Source organism: Teredinibacter turnerae T7901, assembly GCF_000023025.1.
Taxonomy (GTDB): domain Bacteria; phylum Pseudomonadota; class Gammaproteobacteria; order Pseudomonadales; family Cellvibrionaceae; genus Teredinibacter; species Teredinibacter turnerae_B.
Genome location: NC_012997.1, coordinates 3,856,389 through 3,882,896 on the forward strand (window position 1 = coordinate 3,856,389; position 26,508 = coordinate 3,882,896).

The 26,508-nt window shown below is 54.1% G+C and carries 19 protein-coding genes; 11 read left to right on the forward strand and 8 right to left on the reverse strand.

Annotated features, from left to right (window positions below):
• From TERTU_RS15420 to TERTU_RS15450, 7 genes are all read left to right on the forward strand, one after another.
• A complete protein-coding gene (locus TERTU_RS15420; RefSeq protein WP_015817184.1) occupies nt 1–795 on the forward strand; it encodes an ABC transporter ATP-binding protein in 795 nt (264 codons plus the stop codon).
• A gap of 10 nt (nt 796–805) precedes the next feature.
• Complete coding sequence (locus TERTU_RS15425) at nt 806–1,540, forward strand: urea amidolyase associated protein UAAP1 (RefSeq protein ID WP_015820799.1); 735 nt, start codon at nt 806–808, stop codon at nt 1,538–1,540.
• The gene (locus tag TERTU_RS15430; RefSeq protein ID WP_015820630.1) at nt 1,537–2,172 is read left to right on the forward strand and encodes an urea amidolyase associated protein UAAP2; all 636 of its coding nucleotides are present in this window, start codon (nt 1,537–1,539) and stop codon (nt 2,170–2,172) included. Before TERTU_RS15425 ends, TERTU_RS15430 begins: the two co-directional genes overlap by 4 nt.
• A gap of 86 nt (nt 2,173–2,258) precedes the next feature.
• Nucleotides 2,259–5,864: an urea carboxylase gene (gene uca / locus TERTU_RS15435; RefSeq protein ID WP_015820061.1), complete on the forward strand. Its 3,606-nt coding sequence runs from the start codon at nt 2,259–2,261 to the stop codon at nt 5,862–5,864.
• Nucleotides 5,857–7,677, forward strand: coding sequence for an allophanate hydrolase (gene atzF, locus TERTU_RS15440; protein WP_015819963.1), 1,821 nt, complete (start codon nt 5,857–5,859; stop codon nt 7,675–7,677). The genes uca and atzF overlap by 8 nt, the downstream gene beginning before the upstream one ends.
• Nucleotides 7,678–7,995: 318 nt before the next feature.
• Nucleotides 7,996–9,501 carry a glycosyl hydrolase family 79 N-terminal domain-containing protein gene (locus TERTU_RS15445; protein ID WP_015819393.1) on the forward strand — a complete coding sequence of 502 codons (1,506 nt, stop codon included), beginning with the start codon at nt 7,996–7,998 and terminating at the stop codon, nt 9,499–9,501.
• A gap of 348 nt (nt 9,502–9,849) precedes the next feature.
• Nucleotides 9,850–12,657, forward strand: a complete 2,808-nt coding sequence (locus tag TERTU_RS15450) for an ExeM/NucH family extracellular endonuclease (protein WP_015818786.1) — start codon at nt 9,850–9,852, stop codon at nt 12,655–12,657.
• A 104-nt stretch (nt 12,658–12,761) separates the two neighbouring features.
• On the opposite strand, the gene TERTU_RS15455 is transcribed toward TERTU_RS15450, so the two are convergent.
• From TERTU_RS15455 to tsaA, 7 genes are all read right to left on the reverse strand, one after another.
• Nucleotides 12,762–13,586 carry a CZB domain-containing protein gene (locus TERTU_RS15455; protein WP_015817254.1) on the reverse strand — a complete coding sequence of 275 codons (825 nt, stop codon included), beginning with the start codon at nt 13,584–13,586 and terminating at the stop codon, nt 12,762–12,764.
• A gap of 198 nt (nt 13,587–13,784) precedes the next feature.
• Nucleotides 13,785–14,228 carry a YaiI/YqxD family protein gene (locus tag TERTU_RS15460; protein WP_015819916.1) on the reverse strand — a complete coding sequence of 148 codons (444 nt, stop codon included), beginning with the start codon at nt 14,226–14,228 and terminating at the stop codon, nt 13,785–13,787.
• 19 nt (nt 14,229–14,247) lie between these two features.
• Nucleotides 14,248–14,664 (reverse strand): GFA family protein, encoded by a 417-nt coding sequence (locus TERTU_RS15465; RefSeq protein WP_015819895.1) that lies wholly within the window; start codon nt 14,662–14,664, stop codon nt 14,248–14,250.
• A 177-nt stretch (nt 14,665–14,841) separates the two neighbouring features.
• Nucleotides 14,842–15,267, reverse strand: coding sequence for a hypothetical protein (locus TERTU_RS15470; protein ID WP_015819096.1), 426 nt, complete (start codon nt 15,265–15,267; stop codon nt 14,842–14,844).
• Between the two features lie 307 nt (nt 15,268–15,574).
• Complete coding sequence (nifJ, locus tag TERTU_RS15475; RefSeq protein ID WP_015819696.1) at nt 15,575–19,162, reverse strand: pyruvate:ferredoxin (flavodoxin) oxidoreductase; 3,588 nt, start codon at nt 19,160–19,162, stop codon at nt 15,575–15,577.
• 17 nt (nt 19,163–19,179) lie between these two features.
• Nucleotides 19,180–20,808 (reverse strand): NAD(P)-binding protein, encoded by a 1,629-nt coding sequence (locus TERTU_RS15480; protein WP_015819933.1) that lies wholly within the window; start codon nt 20,806–20,808, stop codon nt 19,180–19,182.
• 300 nt (nt 20,809–21,108) lie between these two features.
• The gene (gene tsaA, locus TERTU_RS15485) at nt 21,109–21,870 is read right to left on the reverse strand and encodes a tRNA (N6-threonylcarbamoyladenosine(37)-N6)-methyltransferase TrmO (RefSeq protein ID WP_041590271.1); all 762 of its coding nucleotides are present in this window, start codon (nt 21,868–21,870) and stop codon (nt 21,109–21,111) included.
• A 125-nt stretch (nt 21,871–21,995) separates the two neighbouring features.
• Between tsaA and TERTU_RS15490 the strand changes: the two genes are divergently transcribed.
• Nucleotides 21,996–22,802 (forward strand): DUF481 domain-containing protein, encoded by an 807-nt coding sequence (locus tag TERTU_RS15490; RefSeq protein WP_015817031.1) that lies wholly within the window; start codon nt 21,996–21,998, stop codon nt 22,800–22,802.
• Nucleotides 22,803–22,890: 88 nt separating this feature from the next.
• Here TERTU_RS15490 and TERTU_RS15495 read toward each other — a convergent pair whose 3' ends face one another.
• Nucleotides 22,891–23,190 (reverse strand): acylphosphatase, encoded by a 300-nt coding sequence (locus TERTU_RS15495; RefSeq protein ID WP_026337501.1) that lies wholly within the window; start codon nt 23,188–23,190, stop codon nt 22,891–22,893.
• Between the two features lie 328 nt (nt 23,191–23,518).
• On the opposite strand from TERTU_RS15495, the gene TERTU_RS15500 reads away from it, so the two are divergent.
• Genes TERTU_RS15500 through TERTU_RS15510 form a run of 3 tightly spaced genes read left to right on the forward strand, consistent with a single transcriptional unit; the run spans nt 23,519 to nt 26,387 of the window.
• Nucleotides 23,519–24,802 (forward strand): SAM-dependent methyltransferase, encoded by a 1,284-nt coding sequence (locus TERTU_RS15500; RefSeq protein WP_015817422.1) that lies wholly within the window; start codon nt 23,519–23,521, stop codon nt 24,800–24,802.
• Nucleotides 24,799–25,776 (forward strand): formyltransferase family protein, encoded by a 978-nt coding sequence (locus TERTU_RS15505; protein ID WP_015820555.1) that lies wholly within the window; start codon nt 24,799–24,801, stop codon nt 25,774–25,776. Before TERTU_RS15500 ends, TERTU_RS15505 begins: the two co-directional genes overlap by 4 nt.
• 23 nt (nt 25,777–25,799) lie before the next feature.
• Entirely contained in the window at nt 25,800–26,387 is a 588-nt protein-coding gene (locus TERTU_RS15510; protein ID WP_015820118.1) for a phage tail protein, read from the forward strand.
• Nucleotides 26,388–26,508: the final 121 nt, after the last annotated feature.

The window sequence follows — 26,508 nt, forward strand, 5'->3', positions numbered from 1 at the left end:
ATGGCATTTTTAGAAATACAACATTTGTGGAAGGAGTACGGCGATCAAGTCGTCCTGGAACAGCTAAACAAGCAGGTTGCCAAAGGCGATTTTATTACTATCGTCGGCGCGTCCGGATGCGGTAAAACCACCTTCCTCAATTTATTACTCGGTACCGAGCAGCCCACACGGGGCCGCATCACGCTGAACGGTGCCCCCTTGAAACCCGAACCCAATGCCGAACGCGGTATCGTTTTTCAGCGCTACTCGGTATTTCCGCACCTCACCGCATTGGAAAACGTGATTATCGCGCGCGAGTTGGAAAAAAGCCCGGTATTGGGCCGCCTGTTTGGCAAGGCAAAAAAAGCCGCGCGCACAGAAGCAGAAACCTTGCTGGATGCGGTTGGCCTCGGCCACGCCAAAACCAAATACCCGCATGAACTTTCCGGCGGGATGCAACAGCGCCTCGCACTGGCGCAGTCGCTGATTAAAAAGCCCGCGATTTTATTGTTAGATGAGCCTTTCGGCGCACTTGATCCCGGCATTCGCGCCGACATGCACAATCTGGTGTTACAGCTGTGGCACGAACACCAGCTCACCATATTTATGATTACCCACGACCTGAAAGAAGGTTTTCATCTGGGCACCCGCCTGTGGGTATTCGACAAAGACCGCTACGACCCGCAGGCACCAGGTGCGTTCGGCGCACAGATTACTTACGACCTGGATGTATCGCAAAAGGACCGCGCTCAGCTGGAGCACATTATTCACCATCACTCACAACCCACAGAGGAGGTACAGGCCAGCCTTGCCTGAATCCGATTCCATGACACATTCAACAGCACAACCGCTTTATACGTTTGAATTGCCCGCCGCCAGCCACTGGTCGCTAAAAATCAAACGCGGCCTCGAACTGACACTCACCGATATTACCGGTGGAGCCAATCTGGGAATGATGTTCTACAACCCGGAAAATTTATTGGAACGTTACAACGCACCCGACACCCTGAAGTGTCAGCACACTTTTAAATTAACGCGCGGCAACTGCCTGTACTCGGATATGGGCCGCATTTTCTGCTCGATTACCGCAGATAATTTTGGCTGGCACGAGACCGTGTGCGGCAACAGCCGCAAGCAGCATATCGAAAAAACCTGGGGGTCGCTCTCCTATCAGGATGCGCAAAACGACTGGCGCCAAAACGGCTTCGATGCCTTTCTGGTGGAATTGACCAAATACGGTCTCAACGAGCGGGACATGGGGGCGAACCTTAACCTGTTCAGCAAAGTGGTAGCCGACGAAAGCGGCAATCTCAGCCTCGATGCCAGCGCAGCAAAACCCGGCGCAAGCCTGACTTTGCGCTTTGAAATGGACACGCTGGTGGTAATGCACAGCTGCCCACATCCACTCAACCAGGCAGCGAGCTACCCCCGCACGCCGGTGCTGTGTGAATTGTTTGAAGCGGCGCCGGTCGCCGACGATGACTTCTGCAAAAACTTCCGCCCGGAAAACGGACGGGGTTTTGAAAATAACCGTTTGTACCATTTGGGGATAGGCGCATGATCAGAGAAAGTGACATGTTGTTAAGCGAAGCGCAGGAATCGACTGTCGTACCCGCTGGCGATTATTTACTGAAAAAAATCAAGCGCGGCCAAACCGTGAGAATTACCGACCTGGAAGGCAATCAGGCCGCAGACACCTTGTTTTACAACGCCAACAATACGGCCGAACGCTACAGTGCCATGGATACCATTCGCGAACAGGGCAATGTATACCTGAGCGCGGGAACGCTGTTGCGCAGTAATTTTGGCAACCCGCTGCTGGAAATTACCGCAGACACCTGCGGTCGCCACGATACCCTCGGCGGCGCCTGTGCGACCGAGAGCAACACCGTGCGCTACGACCTGAACAAGCGCTGTATGCACGCCTGCCGCGACAGTTGGATGCTGGCTATCGGCGAACACGAATCTGTCGGTATCAGCAAACGAGACATCACCCACAACATTAATTTTTTTATGAACGTGCCCGTCACGGCAGAAGGTGGACTGACTTTCGAAGACGGCATCTCGGCGCCCGGCAAATACGTGGAAATGGTGGCGCATATGGACGTGTATATGCTGGTGTCCAACTGCCCGCAACTGAACAACCCCTGCAACGGCTACAACCCGACGCCGGTTGAAATTACGCTCTGGTAATCTGCCGCTCCACGCGTCTCCGGACGACCGGATCAGGACGCAAGCTCACGCGGGACGACCCGCCGCAAACATGAGTGTAGACCGCCATGTTTAACAAAATTCTTATCGCCAACCGCGGCGCAATCAGCACCCGTATCAGTCGTACGTTAAATACCATGGGCGTAGCCTCGGTTGCGGTTTACAGCGAAGCCGATGCCCACTCGTTGCATGTGACCGCCGCCGACGAAGCTTATTCGCTCGGCGAGGGCGGCGCCGCCGAGACCTATCTCAACACCGAAAAACTGTTTGCCATTATGGCGCAGGCGGGCGTTGATGCCGTGCATCCCGGCTACGGCTTTCTCAGTGAAAACGCCGACTTCGTTGCCGAGTGCGATAAGCGCAACATTGCTTTTATCGGCCCGCGCCCGGAACACATGCAGGCGTTCGGATTAAAACACGAAGCGCGCGCTCTGGCAGTGGCGCAACAGGTGCCCCTGTTGCCCGGCAGTGACCTGCTGGATTCGGAAGACGAAGCACTTCTCGCTGCCGCGACAATTGGCTACCCCATTATTTTAAAAAGCACCGCCGGTGGCGGCGGTATCGGCATGCAGGTGTGCAAAGACGCGGCCGAACTGCAGAAAAATTTTGCGTCGGTAAAACGCCTGGGCGCGAACAACTTTGCCAACGACGGCGTGTTTATCGAAAAATACATCGAGTTTGCCCGCCATATTGAAGTGCAGGTTTTCGGTGATGGCGCAGGCAACGCCGTTGCCTTTGGCGAGAGAGATTGCTCGGCACAACGCCGCCATCAAAAAGTTATCGAAGAAACACCGGCCCCCAACATTCCCGACGACGTACGCAGTCAACTGCATCTCACGGCCACCAAATTGCTGGCCGCGGTAAATTACCTCAATGCCGGCACGGTAGAATTTATTTACGACCAGAACACCCACCAGTTTTACTTTCTGGAGGTCAATACCCGTTTGCAGGTTGAGCACGGGGTTACCGAAGAGGTGTTTAAGGTGGATCTGGTCGCCTGGATGGTGCGCCAAGCCGCAGGTGAACTCGGCGATATTACCAAATTGCGCGCTCAGCTCGCGCCGCAAGGTCACGCGATTCAGGCGCGCGTGTACGCCGAAGACCCTCACAAAAACTTTCAGCCGAGCGCCGGGCTTTTGTCCTGTGTCGCGCTGCCGGACAATACGTCGCAGCGCCGTATAGATCACTGGATCGAAACCGGCCTGGAAGTATCGGCATTTTTCGACCCGATGCTGGCCAAATTTATTTGCCGCGCGGATTCCCGCGAAGCGGCAATCGCCGAACTAAGCGCCGCACTATCCGCCAGCCGCATCCAGGGTATCGAAACCAATATGGCGTACTTGTGCGATCTGCTGGATGACCCGGTATTGCTGGAGGGCAGGTTGTACACCCGCTACCTCAATAATCGTAGCTTTGTACCGCAAACGATGGATGTACTCAGCGGCGGCACGCTGACTACGCTGCAGGATTTTCCCGGGCGCACCGGCTACTGGGATGTGGGCGTACCCCCGTCGGGGCCGTTTGATAATCTTGCTTTGCGCCTGGCCAATGCCGCGCTGGGCAACCCGGCCGATGCCGCCGGTCTGGAGATTACGCTGCAAGGCCCAACGTTGCGCTTTAATTGCGCGACCCAGTTTATTTTGACCGGCGCAGATTTTTCCGCAGAATTGGATGCAGAACCGCTGCAAAGTTATCGGGTTTACGCAGCCACTGCAGGCCAGGTGCTGCGCATCGGCCAGCCTCTCGGGGCCGGTGCACGCGCCTACCTCGCGGTCGCTGGCGGGCTCGATGGCAATGTGTATTTGGGTTCGCGTTCCACCTTTACCCTGGGCCAGTTTGGCGGCCACAGCGGCCGTGCTCTGCGCACGGGCGACGTGCTGCATTTTGCGCAAGGCGCGAGCGCAATCGCCGCCGACAACATTCAGCACCTGAAGCCGACGGTCAATACTGACTGGAATATCCGGGTGATTTACGGGCCTCACGGTGCGCCGGATTTTTTCACCGAAAAAGATATCGCCACTTTTTTTAACAGTGATTGGAAAATTCATTACAACTCCAGTCGCACCGGCATTCGCCTGATTGGCCCCAAACCTGACTGGGCGCGCACCACCGGTGGCGAAGCCGGCATGCACCCGTCAAATATTCACGATAACGCCTACGCGGTTGGCACTATTGATTTTACCGGCGATATGCCGGTGATTCTGGGGCCGGATGGGCCCTCCCTCGGTGGGTTTGTATGCCCGGCCACCGTGATAAAAGCCGACTTGTGGAAACTCGGCCAATTAAAAGCGGGCGACCGTGTACGATTCACTCCCGTAAATTTAGCGACCGCAGAAAAACTCGAACGCCATCAGCTTGCCTGCTGCACCCAGTTAACCGCCAGTGCCGAGCCACTATACAGCAGCGAAGATATTGCCACGGCAAGCCCGGTTTTACATCGCCTTAGCGAACAGGAAAATGCGGTAGAGGTGTGTTACCGGCTGGCGGGCGATGACTATTTGTTGGTGGAATACGGCCCCCAGCAATTGGATATTGCACTGCGTTTTCGCGCGCACGCACTTATGCTGAAATTGCAGGAATTAAACCACCCGGCAATTATGGAGCTCACCCCCGGGATTCGCTCGCTGCAAATTCACTACGATAATCTCGCCCTGCCTGCGCAGGCGCTGCTGCAATTATTGTTGAGTGCCGAACGCGCGTTAAAAGATGTCGAGCAACAGCGAATTGCCGCGCGCGTGGTCCACCTGCCACTGAGCTGGAACGACCAGGCCTGCCAGTTGGCAGTGCAAAAATATACCCAATCGGTGCGCAAAGATGCGCCCTGGTGCCCGGACAATATCGAATTTATTCGCCGCATTAACGGCCTCGACTCGGTCGATGATGTAAAACGCATTGTGTTCGATGCCTCTTACGTTGTCATGGGATTGGGCGATGTGTACCTGGGGGCGCCAGTGGCGACGCCGCTGGACCCGCGCCACCGCCTGGTAACAACCAAATACAACCCGGCGCGCACCTGGACCGCAGAAAACTCGGTGGGTATCGGCGGCGCCTATTTGTGCGTATACGGTATGGAAGGGCCTGGCGGTTACCAGTTTATTGGTCGCACCCTGCAAATGTGGAATAAAAACAAAACCACCCGGGAATTCAGTCGCCCATGGCTGCTGCGCTTTTTCGATCAAATTCGTTTTTACGAAGTGAGTGAAGAGGAATTAATCGATATTCGCCGCCGCTTCCCCCACGGTGATTATCCGCTAAAAATTGAGGACACCGAGTTCAGCCTTGCTGACTACCAGGCGTTTTTAACGCAGCATCAAACCAGTATCGACAATTTTGTTGAACAGCGACAAACCGCGTTCGACGAGGAATTAGCGCGCTGGATCAGCTCTGGCCAGATGAACTTTGATGCAACCACGACGAGCGCACCGGCGGAAGACGAGGCACCCCTCGCCGCAAACTGCACCGCGCTGGAAAGCCCGGCCGCAGGCAGCCTTTGGCAATGGTGTGTGGCCGAAGGGGAAACCGTTAACGAAGGCGATGTGGTATGTATTCTGGAATCCATGAAAATGGAAATTGAAATCTACGCCCCCGCCGCCGGTACCCTGCTAAAACAACAACGTCACCAGGGCGATGTCATTGCCGCTGGCCAAACGCTAGGAGTCATAAGCCATGCTTAACCTCGACCATATCGATTTAACCATTAGCGGGCTGCAGGCACACTACCGCAACGGCGATTTTACCCCGGCACAATTGGTTGCCGCACTCAACGCAAAAGCCGACAGCCTGGGCGATAACCCGATCTGGATTACGCGCGTAAGCGAAGCCGAGATCGCGCAATACCTCGCTTATATTGACAGCCAAGGGCAAGCTGACTTACCGCTGTACGGCGTACCTTTCGCCATTAAAGACAATATCGACCTCGCGGCAATACCCACCACGGCCGCCTGTAAAGCCTTCGAATTTACCCCCGACGACAGCGCCACAGTGGTCGCGCACTTGATTGCGGCGGGGGCAATTCCGATGGGCAAAACCAATATGGACCAGTTCGCCACCGGTCTGGTGGGCGTGCGTTCACCCTGGGGCGCGTGCCGCAATGCACTCAATAGCGACATAATTTCCGGCGGCTCAAGCTCCGGCTCGGCCGTAGCCGTGGCACTGGGTCTCGCCAGCTTCTCACTGGGCACCGATACCGCAGGCTCGGGCCGGGTGCCCGCGTCACTCAATAATCTGGTGGGGCTCAAGCCCAGCCGCGGACTGCTCAGCTGTCACGGTGTGGTGCCTGCGTGTAAAAGTCTGGATTGCGTCAGCATATTCGCGCTCAATGTCGATGATGCCAATCAGGTGTTGGATGTGGCAACGGCGCACGACCGCAACGACCCCTTCAGCCGCAAAGCACACTTTGCGAATGGCCCGCGCTACTACCGCGCAGAAAGCCAGCGTCGCAAAATCGGGGTACCGGACAAAGCCAGCCTCGAATTTTTTGGTAGCAGTGAAGCGGAGTCCCTGTTCAACCACTTTGTCGCCAATACCCTGTCGATAGACCACGATGTTGTGGGGGTGGACTTCACCCCGTTTTTGCAAGCCGCCAAACTGCTCTACGAAGGGCCGTGGGTCGCAGAGCGCTACCTGGCAACACTACCGCTGATCGACGCCAACCCTGAGGCGCTGCTACCGGTAATTAACACCATTATCGGCGGCGGCAAACACCCCCGCGCGGCCGATGCATTTGCCGCACAATACAGGTTGCAGGCGCTGAAGGCGGCCGCCGATGCGGTGCTGGCCGACGTTGATGCGGTGATTACGCCCACCAATCCGCGCGCCTATACCATCGCCGAGGTGGAAGCCGACCCTATCGCACTCAACTCGCAAATGGGTTACTACACCAATTTTATGAACCTGCTGGACTACGCCGCGCTGGCGATACCGGTGGATTTTTTCGCCAACGGTGTCGGCTTCGGTGTCACGCTGTTCCATCACGCCCAGCGCGACAAAGACCTGCTCAGCATTGCCGCCCAACTGCAAAATAGGTTGGCGATCCCCCCCGGGAGTGGCCACAGCCCGTTTAAGGTGCAGGGGCAAACCACATCTCTACCGCCTTCAACTTGGGTGGATATCGTAGTCTGCGGTGCTCACCTCGAGGGTCTGCCGCTGAACTGGCAGCTGCGCGAGCGCGGCGCCGAGTTTGTTGCACGCACCACCACCAGCGACAACTATCGGTTGTTTGCACTCCCTGGTGGCCCCCCGGCGCGGCCCGCGCTATTGCGCGATGCGGATGCAAGCACAGCTATTGAAGTGGAAGTGTGGCGCTTACCGGCCGATGCCGTGGGCACATTTATCGCCGAAATTCCGGCACCTTTGGGCATTGGCAAAGTCGAACTGGCAGACGGCCGTTGGCTGAGTGGTTTTATCTGCGACAACTGGGGGTTGGACGGCGCGAAGGAGATCTCATCGTTGGGCGGTTGGCGAGCTTATATCGCAAACGCGGGCTAGTGACAGCAATCCAAGCATGAAATTATAAGCGACATTTTCGTCATACCATTTCCACCTGACCTACACTCTAAAGACCCAGTCAGAGGTACTTTTCGTCGGGCAGGTGGAACAGCCACGCGTAACACATTTCCTTAATCTAGCCGTCATAAGAATGTCATACCATGCGCGAGCCGCGATTAATGGAAGCCATTAGAAGATCGCTAAAACGCCGTTATCTGCGTATATGTTTGACAGCGTGTAACCACACTTGCGAATAAGATGACACAGACCTTCGACACAGACCTCGACCCTACCAGCAGGTGTTAACACCGGTTTTCTATGCGACTGACTCACCTACAACGTTTGCTCCGCTTCGGCCGACGCAAACACCTTACCCACCCCTATCACCATATTGGCCAGCAGCGGGCACAGGTCGAGTTACTCAATCGCGTGCCGGTGGAAAAAATAGACCCAGCCTACCTCTCATTTTCTATCGACATTTCAGTCCTGGCAGGGGGATATTGGTGGGAAGGCAGCAACGGGGTGCGCAAAGGTCTCGGCACCTTGCGGGTTCCACCACTGGACTTAAATACGAAGAAACTGGACCGTCTGGTCCAGGCGCTTGGCCCAGCCTATTTGCGCGTAGGTGGCTCCGAAGCCGACAAAATTCACTATTTTGAATGCGACGAAAGCAACCCTTCCGATTTTATTCTCACCAAAGCGATGTGGGATAACCTGCACGCCTTTATTCAACGCAATAACCTGAAATTTTCTTTCACTTTTAAATACGGTTTATTCAAACGCAAATACCACGGTGAATGGCAGGGCACAGAAATTCAAAAACTGCTGCAGTATTCCAAGGAGCAGGGATACCACATCGACGTTTGCGAACTGGGCAATGAACTCAATGCCTATTGGGCATTTCACGGTTTGCGCGCCCAGCCGGGGCCAAAAAACCTCGCTCAGGACTACGCCACCTTTGCGCAACTGGTGCGCCGCTACTATCCAGACATTAAAATTTGTGGCCCCGGGAGTGCGTTCTGGCCGAAGCTGGGCGAAACCATTAAACCGTTTTCCAATTTAACCAAACGGTTTCTAGAGAGCCTGCCCACCGAACTGGATATTGTTGACTGGCACTATTACCCATTCCAAAGTGATCGCTCCCCCATTCGCACCCGCGCCGCCAATGTTAAAAATGTGCTGCACGCGCGATCATTTGAATATTTCACCGACTACAGCAAACGCCTGCGCGCCTGGCGCGACCTCTACCAGCCGAACGCACAACTGTGGACCGGCGAAACCGGCTCGGCTCAGTGCGGAGGCCAACCGAAAATTTCTGACCGCTTCGCATCCTGCTTCTGGTGGGCGGATCAACTCGGCCAGGGTGCCGCGCAAGGCCAGAAAGTGATGATTCGCCAGAGCCTGATCGGCGGCGACTACGGCATGATCGATCGCATTACGCTGAAACCCCGTCCCGATTACTGGGTAAGCTGGCTCTGGGCGCAACTTATGGGCGACGATGTGTATCGGGTGCAGAGCAACAACCCGGATGTACGCGTCTACGCGCACCAAAGCCAGGACGCAGAAGACATTTGGCTGTTATTGATTAACATCGCAAATGATCACCTCGAAATCAGTACCCCCCACTTCGGCGAACCAACGGAAATATATCAACTTACCGCCACAAAACTGACCGCAAAAAAACTGCGCATCAACGGGCACAAGCCGTCTTTCGATAAAGGCCGGGTAAGCCTGCAGGATTTTCCGCAACCGCAAGTCACCAACCAACTGCCACCAAATTCGATAAATTTTTGGCGAGTGCGTATCAACAATCATTTGCAATAGGCCCGTCGCTCGTCATAAAGTTGACGCGCAAGTTACAAAAAAGCGTTATACGAATGTCACTGAAGGCTGTGAAGCTCTGTTGCATTCGCAATTGTTGTTACGCAGTCCGACGAGACACGACATTCAAGCCTTGGTATGCCCATTCTGGCGCTTCGTAAAGAGTCGGCAAGTCACTTGCCGCCTGCCATGCAGCCCGCCGTAATGTTTCCGCCACTTAGGTGCGTCTTCAATCTCGCAAAGACAAAACAATAACGATAACCAACCAGACAGTTGCGAAGCCGGCAGAGATTACCCAGCGTTCACTGAGGTAAACACTCTCTTCGTCATCATTAACATGGAAAGAAAATTATGAAACGACTCGGTTTGGCTATCGCGCTCGCTGGCGGTTGTGCCAGTGCGCATGCAAATCTTTTATTAACGGCAGTGTTCGACGGCCCGCTCAGCGGCGGTGTACCCAAGGGCGTGGAGCTCTACGTACTCGACGATATCGCAGATCTAAGCAGCTACGGCCTGGGCAGTGCCAACAACGGCGGCGGCAGCGATGGCGAAGAATTTAGTTTTCCGCCAATCAGCGTAAGTGCAGGCACTTACCTCTATGTGGCTTCGGAAAACGACGGCTTTACAGCGTTCTTCGGCTTCGCGCCTGACTTTACCTCATCCGCCATGAGCATCAACGGCGACGATGCCATTGAACTGTTCCACAACGGTACTCTGTTTGATCTGTTTGGCGACCCAAACGCAGACGGCACCGGCACTGCTTGGGATTACATGGACGGTTGGGCCTACCGCGCGACCGGCAGCGCACCTTCCGCGATTTTCACAACCGCCCAATGGTCTTTCTCCCAGCCAAATGCGCTGGATGGGGAAACCGTAAATAACGCCGAAACCCTGATTCCCATTGGCAGTTTCGCCGACGGTGGCACCGGCTGCGGCGACTGTAGCAACGAGCCGGTTGCCGCGTTTATTTCCGCAATTCAGGGCACACCGGATACCCAGACCAGCAACAGTTTCGGCGAAACCGATGTAAGCCCGATGCTGGATACCCGCGTGGTGGTCGAGGCTGTCGTGGTCGGCGATTTTCAGGATAACGACAGCGATCCCAAGCGCAACTTGAGCGGCTTTTACATTCAGGAAGAAACCGCTGACGAAGACGGCGACCCGGCGTCGTCCGAGGGTGTTTTTGTATTTGACCCGGACACCACCGCAGACGTGAATGTTGGCGACCGCGTAAAAGTTGTGGCCACCGTAGATCAATACTTTGGCGAAACCCAGTTGAGCAGTGTTGAAAGCATTGAGGTCGTTGCGCAAAATCAGCTCGGCAGCATCACCGCGGCAAGTGTTTCATTGCTGAGCAGCGATGCGGTAACCCTGAGTGGAGCTGACCGTTATCAGGCCGACCTGGAAGCCTACGAAGGCATGCTGGTAACCCTGGCGGAGCCGGTGCAAATTATCGAGCAGTTTCAGTTGGATCGGTTCAACGAAATTCGCGTAACCGCTGGCGACCGCCCGGCTCAATTCAGTCAGTTACATACACCGGATCCTGCCGCCTACGATGCCTGGTTGCAACGAACGGCCGCACGGGGAATTGTGTACGACGACGGCCTCAACGAACAAAATGCCGCGATCGACATGCTCGCAGGCTTCAGCCCCTATGCTGAAGCAACCGCACCGCGCATGGGCGATACCGCCTATGGGTTAACAGGTGTGATGGACTACAAATGGGCTGGAAACGGCAGTTCACAATCCACTTGGCGCGTGCGTGCGCACACCGATGACGCCAACACATTCGTTGCCACCAACCCTAGACCGGCCGCAGCGCCACAAGTGGATGGCGACCTGCGGGTAACCTCGTTCAACGTACTCAACCTGTTCAAAACACTCGACAACGGTGCTAGCACAGCACTCGGCCACGACCCGCGCGGCGCCAATAACGCCGAAGAGCTGACCCGACAGTTGCAGAAAACCGTTAACGCGATTGTATCTTTAGATGCGGACGTGTTGGGGCTGGTAGAACTGGAGAACGAATTTGACCCGGTAAACGATGGCTCAACCGCGATTGAAATGCTGGTAAACGCACTCAACAGCCGCCTGGGCAGCAACACCTTCGCTTACGTGTACCCCGGCAGTCGATTCGTGGGCAGCGATGCGATTGCTGTAGGTGTGATCTACAAACCGGCAGTTGTCGCTATCGCCGACGGCAGTGCACCCGCGATACTCGACGATACAGTCGCGGCCACTCTGCCGATCTTCGCGGACCATGATTTTGTAAACGAGCCGCTGTTTGACGGCCCGTCCACTAACCGCGCCTCTCTGGCGGTAACCTTTACACATATCAGCGGCGGCGACAATTTTACCGTGGTGGTTAACCACTTGAAGTCCAAGGGCAGTGGCGACGGCCTGGCTTCCGACGACCCCAACGCCGATCACACTGATGGTGCCGGTGCCTGGAACCAGCGGCGTCTGGACGGCGCGCGCGCAGTGGACGCCTGGTTGCAAACTGCACCCACCGGTATTGCTGATAACGATGCAATTATTATGGGCGACCTGAACGCTTACGCCGCTGAAGCGCCGCTCACATTTTTGCTCAGCAACGGCTACAGCAATGTCGAGTCTGCCGAGAGCTACTCCTACGTATTCGATGGCCAGGTGGGCACACTGGATTATGTGCTGCTCAGCGACAGCCTATACAGTAAATTCGAGCAGGCGGAGATTTGGCATGTTAATTCCGACGAAGCCGATGCACTGGACTACAACACCGATTACGGACGCAGCCTCACCTATTACGACGGCAGCACCGCAACCCGCAATTCCGACCATGATCCTGTGCTGGTAGGGTTACGCATGGACTCCGCACCAGTGGCAGACCCGGAATCACTCAAGCTCGCCTTCGATGCCTGGATCGCTGATGGTACGCTGTCCGGTGCCGGTGAAAACCCACTGGCGGAAATTGATCGAGTCGGGTATTTCAGCCGATTACTCGCACATATTGTCGATCTCAACAGCGAAGGGCGCCTTAACCAGGCGTGTAACAAGCTTGCCGAAGCCGACAATCGCACCGACGGAATGGACACTCCACGCGACACTCTCGAAGGCGTAAACGTAGCCGCGCTTAACACGATGATCAATGAAGTGATCACTGGATTGAGCTGCAACTAGGACTTAGCCGAGGTGGTTGTAGAAGTGATTCTGCTGAATTGGCAGTACTGAAGCGCTAGACAGCAATAGTGACCCCTGGGGGCGGCGGCCTTGCCGCTCCCAACTCACGCCATCTGCAGCAAGCTCTGCGGCATAATATTGAGATAAAGCGCGTCGCCCGTTTGAAAGTAGCCGTCGTAACAACAGTTGTCGCCTGCGTTCTGATCGGGCAACCAGGCGCTAGTTTCAAACTGCTTAATGTCGCCAATAGACTCTACCTGGAGCCCAAATTTGTGGCGACCATCTTCCAGAACGATCACCACCGGCTTGTTCAATTCTTCCAGGCGCCGCTGGGCGTCGTCGAACAAGGTCAGCAGCTCACCAAAAGTGGTTTCTCTAGCCTGTTGCAGTTGACGCAACACGCTCTCCAACGCAATGCCGCGTTTTACCTGCCCGGTTAACTCTTCAGCGAGCGCATGCAGGCGCCGGTGAGGATCGCGAAATGCGGCCAATATGCGTTTTAATTCCGCGTCCTGGGCTTGGTAACTGTCGTACCACTTACCGAACGCACACTGGTGATGATCACCAGCCTTGGTAAAGGGCTGGCCTGTTTTAAGGCTGGTCTCCAGCTCAGCGAGCCAGCTAACGTGGTCTTCCTGCCGATCGTTCAGCAGCGTAATCAGGGCTTCGATCTCTTCGGTGTGGGCGCCGGTTTTTATCATTTCATTGAAGTTATAAAGCGCGAGCGATTCACCGCCAAAGTCGAACACAATATGGGTCTTACCTTCTTTGGTTGGTGAACTACGGCGATTCAGCGATTGTGATGTGGTGATATAGCGTACGTAGCTGACCGCAAGGGCAAAATGGGTGTCGCCAGCGCGGAAGGTGATATAAGCGCCCTCCGCATGGGTATTTCCGGTAAAGTCTGTGTTGAATGCCTGAGCAACCACATTGATATCCTCCGTGCACAACGCCGCTGGCGAATTAGCTCGATGTTTTCATGAGCATAGCGCAAGGGGAGGTTTTCGAGAGCGAGATGCGCGAATGTGTGGTCGGGTTTTAGAGCTTTTGGCGATACGTTTAAAGATTTCAGCGATACATTTTAGCGATACATAGGCACTATCGCAGAAATCCGACACAGCTGAGAGCTATCGTTTCGCCAGCCATTTATCCAGCTGTTTGGCGAATGCCTGATTATCGCTTTGCGAGAGCGCCGAGGGCCCACCTGTGTGCACGCCGCTGCTGCGCATGGTTTCCAGAAAATCACGCATATTCAGGCGCGCTACGATATTGGCCCGGGTAAACAGTTCGCCGCGCGGGCTCAATGCCAGCGCGTCTTTATCGATCACCTCTTTGGCCAAGGGGATATCCTGGGTAATGACCAAATCACCAGCCACGACTCTACGGGCGATTTCGTCATCTGCTGCGTCGTATCCCTGCGGCACCTGCAGCATGGAAATATTGGGTACGGAGGGTGTCGCGATGGATTGATTGGCGACCAACACTAGTGGCTCACCGGTGCGGCGTGCGGCGCGAAACAATATTTCCCTCACCACCACCGGACACGCGTCCGCATCAACCCATATTGTCATCTAATTACCTCATTCATTGCTAAGTTTTGGGCGGCAGAGTATCGTATTCCGGCAAGTCTGCCGCCGCTTTGTACCACGTCGCCCGCGAACCACAAAATACATTTTGCGACGGCTCCACACCCGGATGCTCATCCAGCGTACCTGCGGGCACCACCATCACTTTGCCATTTTTCGACAACCATGGCAGCGATGAACCGCAGACAGCACAAAACGCAGTGCGAAAATATTTAGTGTCTGGCGGCGAGTACTCGCGCATATTTTCTTCCCCCGCAACCCAGAAAAAGTTGTCACGCAGGACAAATAAATTGGCGGCATGGGCGCTGCCGGTAAACCGCCGACAGCGGGAACAATGACAGTATTGAAAAATACCCAGATTATCTGCGACGCGATAATGTACAGCACCGCAAAGGCAGTGCCCAGTGACTTCTTGTGCCATAGCTACTTTCTCCTATTAACTAGGCGGCAGTTTATGCCTGGTTATATAGGCGGTGCAGGGACGCACCGCCATGAACTGAAAGTTCGTGCGAGCCCTAAAAAAACCAGGGTTTTCGCACAAAGCCGCCAGATTTATAGGGCGACGGCAAAATAGACGGTCCTTTAACACCAGCGCTCGTCAAGCACAGACATGCTGAAATGCCTGACGTACAGCTTCTTCATCCCAGGGGTAACCGTATGGGCCAACCCTGCCAATCGCCCGCGAGTAAACCCGCCCTTCGGCAATCGCCGCCTGTTTGGCACCCCGCACCAGAATAATAATAGCGTCCCCCGCGTCCGACCAAATAAACGATATATCCCGCGCAGACCTGGGCAGGTTACCGGTGAATGCGGTGGTGTAATCTCGGGTGGGCGGCGGCGGACAACCGGCTTTTGCCAAACGTTTGGCTTCACGAATATCCGTAAGAATAACCGATGAGGCGACGAGGACCTCGAACGCCGGACGAGAACCGTTCGGATGCGTTAAATAGGCATAGCACACACCGCCCTCCAGTTCGACAATCACAGAGCGTCGACTGGCCGCCGATGCATTAGAAAGCAACATAAACAATCCTTGTTGTGGTTGCGCTGTTTAAGGGCGCAATGGGATATTTGCATGGCATTCCTTAGCCACATTCTTAAACGCTGAGTGGAACTAGCGCGCTGAAATTTACTTTACTTGAGGGTATACGAAAAGGCGTGCTGTCTGCGCGACAAAGTTAACACGCTACTCAATTAGATGCTTTGCCGTACGCCGGAGAAATGTGCTTAACTTAACAGAGAAAAATAAGCGGCGGAAAAACCGGCTCTGAAGCCTGCTTATCCGCCAGCGAAAAAGCAACGTATTTCAATAAACCTATTTAATCGCCAGGTTAATTGCTACGCGTATCCGGAATAAACTCGTGGGGATCGCGCGTTGCCATTTCCTCGTACACACTCCATTTCTGGTTGACGACCTTCTGCGCCAAATGCATTAAACGCTCCGCCTCTTCCGGATTATTTTTACGGAGAATTTTGTAGCGATTTTCGCGGTAAGCGTAGTCGGCCATGGTGATGGATGGGCGCAGCGAATCCAGAATAAACGGATTTCGCCCCGCAGAGTGAAGGCCGGGATTATAGCGGTACAGCGGCCAATAACCGGATTTTACAGCCAGTTTCTGCTGATTCAGCCCTTCGTCCATGCTGATGCCATGCTCGATACAGTGACTGTACGCAATGATCAGGCTCGGCCCGTCGTAGGCCTCGGCCTCACGGAACGCCTGCAAAGCCTGCTGAGGATTCGCACCCATAGCGACTCTCGCCACATACACGTTGCCATAGGCTATAGCCTGCAAACTCAGGTCTTTTTGCGGAACGACTTTGCCGCCTGCTGCAAACTTGGCCACGGCGCCAATTGGCGTCGCTTTGGAGGCCTGCCCGCCGGTATTGGAGTAGACCTCGGTGTCCATCACCAGCACATTCACATCGCGCCCGCTTGCCAATACGTGGTCGACACCGCCGTAGCCGATGTCGTAGGCCCAACCGTCGCCACCGACAATCCAGATACTGCGCCGCACCAGATAATCAATCACTGACAGTAAGTCGCGCGCTTTGGGGTCATCCAGGTTGCTCAAACCCTCGCGCAGTTGTGCCACCCGCGCCCGCTGTGCTCGAATATCACTTTCCAGCGCCTGCGGTGCGGCCAGGGTGGCGTCCACCAGATCAATATCCAATTGACTGCGCAAGTCCTGCAAACGCTGCCGAGCCAGCTTGAGATGCTGGTCAGCGGTGAGGCGATAACCAAAGCCAAATTCAGCGTTATCTTCAAACAGCGAGTTACACCATGCTGGCCCTTTGCCCTCGGCGTTTTGCGACCAGGGCGTGGTGGGCAGGTTGCCCCCGTAAATGGACGAACAACCTGTAGCGTTGGCCACCAGCGTTCGGTCACCGAACAACTGGCTAATCAGTTTCAAATAAGGTGTTTCGCCACAGCCGGAGCATGCACCACTGAACTCGAACAGAGGCTGCAGATATTGCACACCGCGCACATTGGAGAAATCCACCGTGGCGCGGTCGTTATATGGAAGCGAATCGAAGAAACTGAGGTTCTCTTTTTCCGACTCGAACCATTCCTGTTTCGGCTGCATGTTAATGGCGTGACGGCTTTCGTCTTGCGGATCGTTGACCGGGCAGGCGCGAACGCACAAACCACATCCGGTGCAATCTTCAGGGTACACCTGCAGGGTGTAGCGTAAATCCGGGAAACCCCGTGCGGTGACATCGGCAGATCGGAAACTGTCCGGAGCATTAACCAGCGCGCTCTCCCGATAAAACTTCGCGCGTATGGTCGCGTGCGGGCACACAATCGAGCAGTTGCCACACTGGATGCACAACTCAGAATCCCAGATGGGAATATCCATCGCAATATTGCGTTTCTCCCATTGCGTGGTGCCGGTTGGGTAGGTGCCGTCATCGGGCAACAGTGTCACCGGAATTAAATCGCCTTTGCCGTGAATAATCTGGCTGGTGACCTCGCGCACAAAGTCCGGCGCGTTGGCAAACGCGGCCATTGCATCGGGGTCGTAATCGCTGGTAATTTCTGCGGGGTAATCGACCCGCTGTAAATGTGCAAGAGCCTGATCAATCGCGGCAAAGTTGCGTTTTACCACCTCTTCGCCTTTTTTGCCGTAAGTCTTTTCGGCTGCGGCTTTGATCTTGCCGATGGCGTCGTCCTTATCCATTACCCCACTCAACGCGAAAAAGCAGGTTTGCATAACCGTATTAATACGGCTGCCCATTCCCACTGAGCGCGCCACCTTCGCACCGTCGATTACATAAAACTGAATCTGCTTTTCAATTATCTCTTTCTGCACATGACGAGGTAGTTTGTCCCATACAGCGGATTTATCGTACGGACTGTTAAGTAGGAAAGTTGCACCAGGGCGCGCCCGTTCCAGCATTTCTACATGATCGACAAAATTGTATTGGTGACAGGCGACAAAGGAGGCCGAAGTAACAAGATAGGGCGATTCAATCGGTTGCGGCCCAAAACGCAGGTGCGATGTTGTCATGCTGCCAGCTTTTTTCGAGTCGTAAACAAAATAACCCTGCGCATAGAAGCGGTCTTCATCACCAATAATTTTAATGCTGTTTTTATTGGCACCTACGGTGCCGTCTGAACCCAGGCCATAAAAAAGCGCCCGCACGGTGTCATCCGGTTCAATATCCAGCGGTTTAATATCGTCCAGGCTGGAATGCGAGAGGTCGTCGGTGATGCCTATCGTAAAATCATTTTTGGGGTTATCACTCGCCAGCTCTTCAAATACGCGCGCGACCATTGCAGGCGTAAACTCTTTACTGGAAAGCCCATAGCGACCACCAATAATTTTAGGCATAAACGCGCGAGTTCCCGCACAAAATGCCTGCGCCAGTTCGGTAGTTATATCTTTGTACAGTGGCTCGCCGTTGGCCCCCGGCTCCTTGGTTCTATCGAGCACGGCAATGCGCTGCGCGGTTTCGGGCAGCGCGGCAAGAAAATGCGCCGCACTGAACGGGCGATACAAACGCACCCGCAGCACACCCACTTTTTCACCCTGCGCGGTTAAATAATTGACTGTCGATTTCGCCGTTTCAGTTGCGGAACCCATGAGTACAATTACCCGCTCGGCTTCCGGATCGCCGGTATACTCAAATAATTTATATTCACGGCCGGTGAGATCGCAGAACTGAGCGAAGCTCTCTTCGAAAATGCGAATGCTCTGCTGATAATACGGATTAACCGTTTCGCGGCTCTGAAAATAGGTGTCGGGATTTTGCGCGGTACCGCGCATTTTCGGCTGGTCTGGATTTAGCGCACGCTGGCGATGCGCAAACACGAGTTCATCGTCGATCATGCCGCGTATCTGCGCATCACTCAGCAGCGTAATTTTGCTCACCTCGTGGCTGGTGCGAAAACCATCAAAAAAATGGATAACCGGTACCCGACTTTTTAGGGTGGTGGATTGAGCGATCAACGCCATATCGTGACATTCCTGCACCGACGCTGACGCCAGTTGCGCGAAACCGGTAGCACGCACCGCCATAACATCCTGGTGATCGCCAAAAATGGACAACCCCTGCGCGGCCAGCGAACGGGCCGCTACATGAAATACGGTGGGCGTTAATTCCCCCGCAATTTTATACATATTGGGGATCATCAACATGAGTCCCTGTGATGCGGTAAATGTGGTGGTCAGGGCACCGGTTTGCAGCGCGCCATGCACCGCACCCGCAGCACCGCCCTCACTTTGCATTTCGGCGATTAACGGCGTTTCTCCCCAAAGGTTTTTCACATTTTTCGCCGACCATTGATCGGCAAACTCGGCCATGGGTGATGAGGGTGTGATGGGGTAAATAGCGCACACTTCGTTGGTTCGATAAGCAACGTAGGCAGTTGCCTCACCACCATCAAGCGTCACTTGTTTGATATTGGGATCTAACACGGCAAACTCCTTGTGGCTCAGGCTTTTTCAGTCATGTGGATGGCGGCGGTTGGGCACTGGGTGGTGCAGGCACCACACCCGGTGCAGCGGGAATAATCGATTTGATAAAAACGCCCGCTCCCCAGTTTGATAATGGCGTGCTCCGGGCATGCGCCGTAACAGCCATCACACTCAAAGCAGTTGCCGCAGGAATAACAGCGGCTGGCTTCGTATTGCACCTCTTGCTCGCTCAGGCCGCCCAGCACCTCATCAAAACTTTTATTGCGCTCTTCGGCCGGAACAGTTGGCTGCTGCGACTGGCTGGCATTGGCGTAGTACCAGATATTCAGCTCTTCCAGATCGACAATTTTGGCTTTGTTTTTGGTTAGCGGTGTTTGCCCGCTGATAAACGCATGAATATTCAGTGCAGCTTTTTTACCGTGCCCAGTGGCAATAGTAACGGTGCGCTGGCTGGGCACCATGTCACCCCCGGCGAATATTCCCGGCGAACCGGTCATCATGTTCGGGTCGACCTGCACTGTGCCGTCTTTGGAAAAATCGATGGCGGGAATATGTTGCATCAGTTTGGAATCGATATTTTGTCCGAGCGCCAGAATCAGCGCATCCGCAGACAGGGTCTCAAACTCGCCAGTAGGTTGTGGCCGACCATCGTCGTCCAGCGCCATTTTTTCCACCTTAATCTGGTCGTCTTCAAATTCGTGGATAGTGCGCAGCCAGTTTATTTTCACGCCCTCTTCCATCGCCTCTTCCGCTTCGAATTTATGGGCTGGCATATGCTCCATATCGCGGCGGTAAATAATGAGGGTTTCTTCGGCCCCCAGGCGCTTGGCTGTGCGCGCGGCGTCCATCGCGGTATTGCCGCCACCGTAAATTGCAACGCGGCGACCAATCAGCGGCTGGTTGCCCTCACTCACCTCATGTAGAAAGGTCACCGCGTCAAGAATGCGGCCCGCTTCTTTCGCGGGAATTTCCACCTTTTTCGAAATGTGCGCGCCTACCGCGACAAATACCGCGTCAAACGCGCCTTCGTCTTTTTCCCGCTGCAGGTCTTCCACTTTGTAGTTGAGGGTGATCTTTACACCCATTTTTTCGATGCGTGCAATCTCCGCTTTGAGAATATTGCGCGGCAGTCGGTACGCGGGAATACCAAAATGCATCATGCCACCGGCTACACTACCGGCCTCGCGAATTTCCACCGTATGTCCGAGGCGGGCCAGATGATAGGCCGCGCTTAAGCCACTGGGGCCGGCTCCTATCACCAGCACCCGCTTACCCGTTTTGCGAGTGGTAAACGTGGGCATCCAGCCTTGCTCAATGGCCATATCGCCAAGAAAGCGCTCCACCTGGTGGATACTGACAGCGCCATCGACCTGATCCCGGTTGCAGCCGGATTCACATGGGTGGTAACACACCCGGCCATGTACTGCTGGCATAGGGTTGTTCTCCATCAGGAGATCCCAGGCCTGCTCGTACTTACCATCATGGACCAGAGCCAGCCAGCCCTGAATGTTCTCGCCCGCCGGACATGCGTTGTTGCAGGGCGGCATATAGTCCTGATACACCGGGCGCTGGTTTGCCGCTGGCCCCGTACCTTTACTCAGCGTTAAATCCGGCGGTGCCGTCATATCCGTGGAACGTATTCTCATGATTGCCTCACTCGTGGTTTATTCTGTGATTCCCCGCTAATTGCCATAGCTGGGGCGAGATGCGGTACGTCGTACCGCAGTGCTGAATTTGGAGGATGCGAGTGTGCGCACCTGGAACAGCGGGTGTCGCTAAATGATGTGGATGACAGAGCGGCTTCGCCTCGGTGCGATGCTCCGTCGGGCCAGGGGTTCACATTCGCCCAGAATCAAATTAGGCGAATGCGCGAGCGAAGGTATTGACCTGACGCAACCGGCGGCAGCTTTTAAACCCAGAGGGGAAAAGAATGTGGCGTGAAACGCTTAAGCGTGTAATCCGAGGACTTCGATTTCTTCGCCATGAGGAAGCTGGCGATAACACCACTGCAGGTTATATTCCAGCAAAAGCATGCCATAAACCCGGTCGGGCTGGTGCTTTTGATATTTGGGCCGAGGGTCCTGCTGGAGCACCTGAACGATAAGTTGCACTAGTTGAGAATGGTTATCACACGCTTCCAGCTGCCGCTCCACCGCGAGTGAAAATCGAACCGGGATGTGTGGAGGCTGATCGCTTGCAATAGCGTAATGGGCGTCGGCAACACAATCCACGTAGGGTACGTAGGGCTTGATATCGAGTATCGGGGTACCCTCTACCAGATCGCAACCGCCGATATGCACCAATATGCCGTCGCGGGTGTCTTCTATGGATTCAAGGCGTACGACAGAAAGACCAATTGCGGCAGGCCGCACCGGGGAGCGGGTCGCAAACACCCCGAGGCTGGCGTTGCCGCCCAGCCGGGGCGGCCGCACTTTCGGCTTCCATTGCTCGCGCAATGACAGATGAAACACAAACTGCAGCCAAATGTGGGAACAGCTTTCCAGCCCATCGAATGCAGCCTTCACGCTGTACGGGGCCTGCATCGCGATACTCGCGCGCGCTGCCGGTGCCAGGCCCGGCTGTCTCGGCACCCCGAATTTTTCCTTAAAGCAGGATTGAACAACGCCAATGACGGGGAACTCGTAGCGGGAATGTGAACTTTTTTGGCTCATAAGGGTTGTAATATCAATACTTCGTGGCAAAATCACGTCAGCAAAAAGTTGACCATTTTTTCGGCGTTTTCGCTTTCCGCCATTTTACGGCAAAGCACACAAACCCGTAACACTTCCGTTTTATCGTTAAGCCAAGCCAAAGTAATCACATAGGATTCTGCATGACCAACAGAGCTGTACCGCTGTTCTTAATTCCATCCTTTTTTGTATCTGTCCACGCCCTTGCCACCGAGCATGAAGAACATCAGGGTCCCGTATCGGTCGATGCGGAAGTAGGTGCACTGCTCACTAACGGCAACACCCAATCCAGCGCGTTCAAAGGCAAAGTGGACATCAATCACGAATTAAAGCACTGGCGTAACGAGTATATCGTAGAGGGTCTGTATAAACGCGATGAAGTGACTGTTGGTGACGGGGACAACGCCTACAAAGAAGATCAGGTCACTGCAGAAAAATACTTCTTTTCAGCGCAAACAGACTACAAGCTGAATTCAGAGTACCAGGGTGTGTTCGGTTACGTTTCCTATGAGGAAAATAAATTCAGCGGCTACAAATACCAGGCAACCGCCGCTTTCGGTTATTCAGACCGGGCGTTCGAAAAGCAAAACCAGCATCTGGATTACAGCGTGGGTCCTGGTATGTCCATGGCTGAAACCGAGCCCAGCGAAGACGAAGATGGCGTATACGTGCCTGCGGACAAACAAGATGCCGTTATACTGCGCGTATCCGCTAAATACGTCTATCGGTTTAATCCAAACACCAAGTTCACCCAGAGCTTGAGCAGTGATATTGCATTTGGTGACGAAGACAATACGCGCACCAAGTCAGAAACCGCGATCACCGCCGCACTAAACGGCTCTTTTGCGATTAAAACTTCGTTTAAATACGAGCATAATTCTGTAGTATCCGATGAGGATATAGAGCAAACAGATACCCAGACTGCGGTCACCTTCGTATACACGTACTAAGTTTGTATCTGCTTACTTTTTATTAATGCACAACATAGTGCACAACCTGGTGCACTGCAATCGACATCCGTTACTCGCGTAGCGCGGTTTAATCTGTGTAGCGAATAGTAAATTCTGTGAGCAGGTATTGCGCCTGCTCTTTTTCTATCTGGCTTTCGAGAAGTGTTTTGGCTTCCACCGAGTCAACTCTTGCCCATACCGGACCCCGACCAAGCCATCGCTCAAATTCCTCGAGCGCAGACTCGTCACCGGAAGCACAGGCTTCCACCGAACCATCCTCACAATTCTGCACCCATCCTCGCAACTGTAATGCCCGCGCCCGCTTACGTGCGTTAGCGCGGAAACTTACCCCTTGAACCTTACCCCGGACTCGAAAATGTCTAATCATTCTTGCCCCCTATCGTCTCGGTACCCAGGTAATTCGCTTAGAGCCTGTTAACACTAACAACTCCCTGGTTTTATTTCACCTGCATCTAATTAAATTCGCTTTACGTCTGTTGCTTCATGACTGTTGATAGTCCCTTCATTCAGGGTGTGCCTGCAACAACCATAAAGGATTCCCTGACGCCTGCGCAATCCGGGTAGAAACGAAACAAATGAATTACCCAAATTCCCTGCATAAACATTTTGTCACGTACATAATCCCGTTCCTGGTTTTCTTCAGCAGCTGAGGACTAGCGCGTCTACGCTTGAGGTAGCCAACAAGGAGAATAATAATGTCGCGACCACTGAATGTCGGTACTTCCGCCACGAGCGCAACCCGCTCAACGGTCATTTCGCAGCTTGGCATGTCGATTGGTGAATTCAAGGAACATATCCGTAACCAGATAGCGACAAGCACAGCGCAATCCGTGGCACAACTTGGCGAGTCAGTGCTCGAAGACCTAAATCAACTCGTTCATTTAATATTGCAACAGGACTTTTCCCTGGCGGTGGAAGAAAAGCTCGCAGCGATTTTCCCTACTCTTTATAAATTATATGTGGCTGCCGATGTACCCAGAAATATGCGTACACGTCGCTTTATCAACAAGGGCGGCCTCGTTATTTCGCCGGACCACTGCGTGAATACCATCAAAGACGCGAAGCGAGTGTATTGTTTTATTAAAGGCTTACATCAACAAATTGTATATATGGCGCGCGATGGTCATCCAGTACGAATTGCCTACCCTGCGTGCGGGCCATTCGCCCCATTTGTGTTACCGCTGCTGGCGTATTACTCCGCAATACGAGATTCACCCACCTGCACATTCACATTTATCGATATACAGCCCGGCGCAGTACACGCACTAAAATTTTTGCTGACAACAATGGGCATGAGCCGCTTTGTTGAGGATACAGTTTGCGTAGATGCGCTAGAGTACACTCCCACACAACCTTTCGATATTGTAGTGCTGGAAGCCATGCAACACGGTTTTAGCCGAGAGGCGCATTTGCAACTCGCGATGCGATTCGCGCGCCACCTGACTCCCGATGGTGTGCTGCTGCCCAAAAAAATAATCGTAGGCGCTTCACTGGTAAATGCGCAAACGGAATTTGTCGATCAATGGCACAGCGAAACAGGAAATCGATTCCTGCACGCACAACCAACATCCGCGCGCGCCCAACGTCTTTTTCTAGGGCAATTGCTCGCACTGGATATTGAGCAGATACGACGCTGGAATAAGGCAACTGACTATGCCGGCGACGAGCCCATTCCCTGTGGCAAGATCACACTACCAACACTTCCTGCTTCACAGCGACCCTACACACTCATTATTCATTCCACCGTGAGCGTATGCGATGGCCTGGACATCGCCGAATACGAATCAGGTATTACTCATCCGCTACCCGATCCGCAAGTGTGTATCGACTATCAACCAAATTCACCCGAACCTGGAGATTTTATCGCGCACTCTGGCGATGTCCTGCAATTTTATTACTGCCATGTGGGTATTCCAGGGTTTCTTCCTGTGAAGGTAATCACCAGCGAATCGGGCTGCGAAAGTGGAGTGGCCTCATGAACGATAACAATACTAAACCACTGGTGGTGTTCACCGCCTCGTCTCTCGCGCTTCCTTTACTTAACCAATTGCAGAAAAACGGACAATTGACGACGGTCGTGCTACCCGCACTGGAGAGTAGCTCGCCGTTCGCTCATGAAGTTTTCAACCTGCGTGCACGACTACAGGAAAAAGGTATTCCCTACCTGAACTGCGGCAAAGAGCAACTCTCCGAGTTGGTGCACGATCTGGATCGCATGCAAGTAGAGGTCGGGGTTATATTCACCTACCCACACGTGTTACCAGAAAAATTACTTGCTTATTTTGCGCACGGTGTTTTCAATCTCCACGGCTCTCGCCTACCGGCCTATCCCGGACCCTGCCCGCTCTACTGGCAAATTCGCAATCGCGAGCCCGTACTCACACTCACACTTCACAAGGCAACCAACGAGCCGGATCAAGGAGACATCGTGGCTACGCGGGAGATTCCGATTCATCCGCTGGACACGCTACAAAGCCTTTCCAACCAAATGGCGTGGCTGGCGCTGCCGCTCATCGCCGAATTACAGCAGGTTTTAGCGGGCCAGAAACTTACTTACCAGCCACAACTTACGGCAGACAAAAACTGGGAGTCGATGCCAGGGAAAAACTATGCTCGCCGGCCGCGCGCGAGTGATCTGCAAATTATTTGGCACAACATGTCTGCAGAAGCGATTAGTGCGATGTGCCGTGCCGGCGCCGGGCAGCCATTTTCTGCGCTGTTTTATTACAACAATTGTCCACTGCTGTTGCAGCAGGCTACGCCTGTCGATTACCCACAATTTGGTATTACAGCAGGCACCATTTTATTTATTGGCGAACCCGAAGGGTTAATTGTCGCAACTCGGGAAAATGCCGTTCGCCTTGACATCATCTCCTGCGCCGACGGTCTGTTTACTGGCTATGCCTTTGCAGAACGGTTTTCTCTGGACGCAGGAATTCAACTGAAGTCCTGACTCACGTGACATGAGGGAACACAATGCAACCCATCATAGGTGATATACATCTTTTCGGCTTTAACTTCGGACAGGAAGGCTGGGCACTTTGCCAGGGACAGCTCATGGCCATCCAGGATAACACCGCACTGTATTCGCTAATCGGCACCCAATACGGTGGCGATGGCCGTTCGAGCTTCGGTATTCCCGACTTGCGAGGTCGTGTGCCACTGGGAACAGGAAATCCCCCCGGCGGCAGCCAATGGCCGATGGGGCGCGATGCAGGCGCGGAAACCTGTGTCATCCAGGAATCGCAAATGCCGACCCACAGCCATCCAGCTAACTTTAGCTCACAATCGAGTCTCTTCGGTACTACCGAGCCCGCAGACCTGACAACGCCAGAAACAGGCGCCGTACTGGCCAATGTAGTTGCCGGTGGCACGGGAGCTGATAAACCCGAAAAAATTTACACGGTTACTACCGCAAACCCGGTGACCCTCGGCGGCCTGGATGTCACCGGAGAAGTGCAAGTGGGTAACGCAGGTAATTCCAGTTTATTTAGCCTGTTGCAACCCTGCCTGGCGGTCAGCTACGCAATCGCCACCGAGGGTGTGTACCCGAATAGAAGCTAGGGCCTGTTAACACTAATTCGATTCATTCTGTTGCGGCTAAAATTTCGCTATCAAGGCGTTTGGAGCATAGTTTGATTGTTCCAAATGAGCGATAAACAACGCTGAGAGCGGGATTTTAGCC

What these genes read in the sequence shown, in the direction of transcription:
- TERTU_RS15420 (WP_015817184.1), top strand. Translation starts at nt 1, where the DNA reads ATGGCATTTTTAGAAATACAACATTTGTGGAAGGAGTACGGCGATCAA.
- TERTU_RS15425 (WP_015820799.1), top strand. Translation starts at nt 806, where the DNA reads ATGACACATTCAACAGCACAACCGCTTTATACGTTTGAATTGCCCGCC.
- TERTU_RS15430 (WP_015820630.1), top strand. Translation starts at nt 1,537, where the DNA reads ATGATCAGAGAAAGTGACATGTTGTTAAGCGAAGCGCAGGAATCGACT.
- uca (WP_015820061.1), top strand. Translation starts at nt 2,259, where the DNA reads ATGTTTAACAAAATTCTTATCGCCAACCGCGGCGCAATCAGCACCCGT.
- atzF (WP_015819963.1), top strand. Translation starts at nt 5,857, where the DNA reads ATGCTTAACCTCGACCATATCGATTTAACCATTAGCGGGCTGCAGGCA.
- TERTU_RS15445 (WP_015819393.1), top strand. Translation starts at nt 7,996, where the DNA reads ATGCGACTGACTCACCTACAACGTTTGCTCCGCTTCGGCCGACGCAAA.
- TERTU_RS15450 (WP_015818786.1), top strand. Translation starts at nt 9,850, where the DNA reads ATGAAACGACTCGGTTTGGCTATCGCGCTCGCTGGCGGTTGTGCCAGT.
- TERTU_RS15460 (WP_015819916.1), bottom strand. Translation starts at nt 14,228, where the DNA reads ATGACAATATGGGTTGATGCGGACGCGTGTCCGGTGGTGGTGAGGGAA.
- TERTU_RS15465 (WP_015819895.1), bottom strand. Translation starts at nt 14,664, where the DNA reads ATGGCACAAGAAGTCACTGGGCACTGCCTTTGCGGTGCTGTACATTAT.
- TERTU_RS15470 (WP_015819096.1), bottom strand. Translation starts at nt 15,267, where the DNA reads ATGTTGCTTTCTAATGCATCGGCGGCCAGTCGACGCTCTGTGATTGTC.
- TERTU_RS15480 (WP_015819933.1), bottom strand. Translation starts at nt 20,808, where the DNA reads ATGAGAATACGTTCCACGGATATGACGGCACCGCCGGATTTAACGCTG.
- TERTU_RS15490 (WP_015817031.1), top strand. Translation starts at nt 21,996, where the DNA reads ATGACCAACAGAGCTGTACCGCTGTTCTTAATTCCATCCTTTTTTGTA.
- TERTU_RS15495 (WP_026337501.1), bottom strand. Translation starts at nt 23,190, where the DNA reads ATGATTAGACATTTTCGAGTCCGGGGTAAGGTTCAAGGGGTAAGTTTC.
- TERTU_RS15500 (WP_015817422.1), top strand. Translation starts at nt 23,519, where the DNA reads ATGTCGCGACCACTGAATGTCGGTACTTCCGCCACGAGCGCAACCCGC.
- TERTU_RS15505 (WP_015820555.1), top strand. Translation starts at nt 24,799, where the DNA reads ATGAACGATAACAATACTAAACCACTGGTGGTGTTCACCGCCTCGTCT.
- TERTU_RS15510 (WP_015820118.1), top strand. Translation starts at nt 25,800, where the DNA reads ATGCAACCCATCATAGGTGATATACATCTTTTCGGCTTTAACTTCGGA.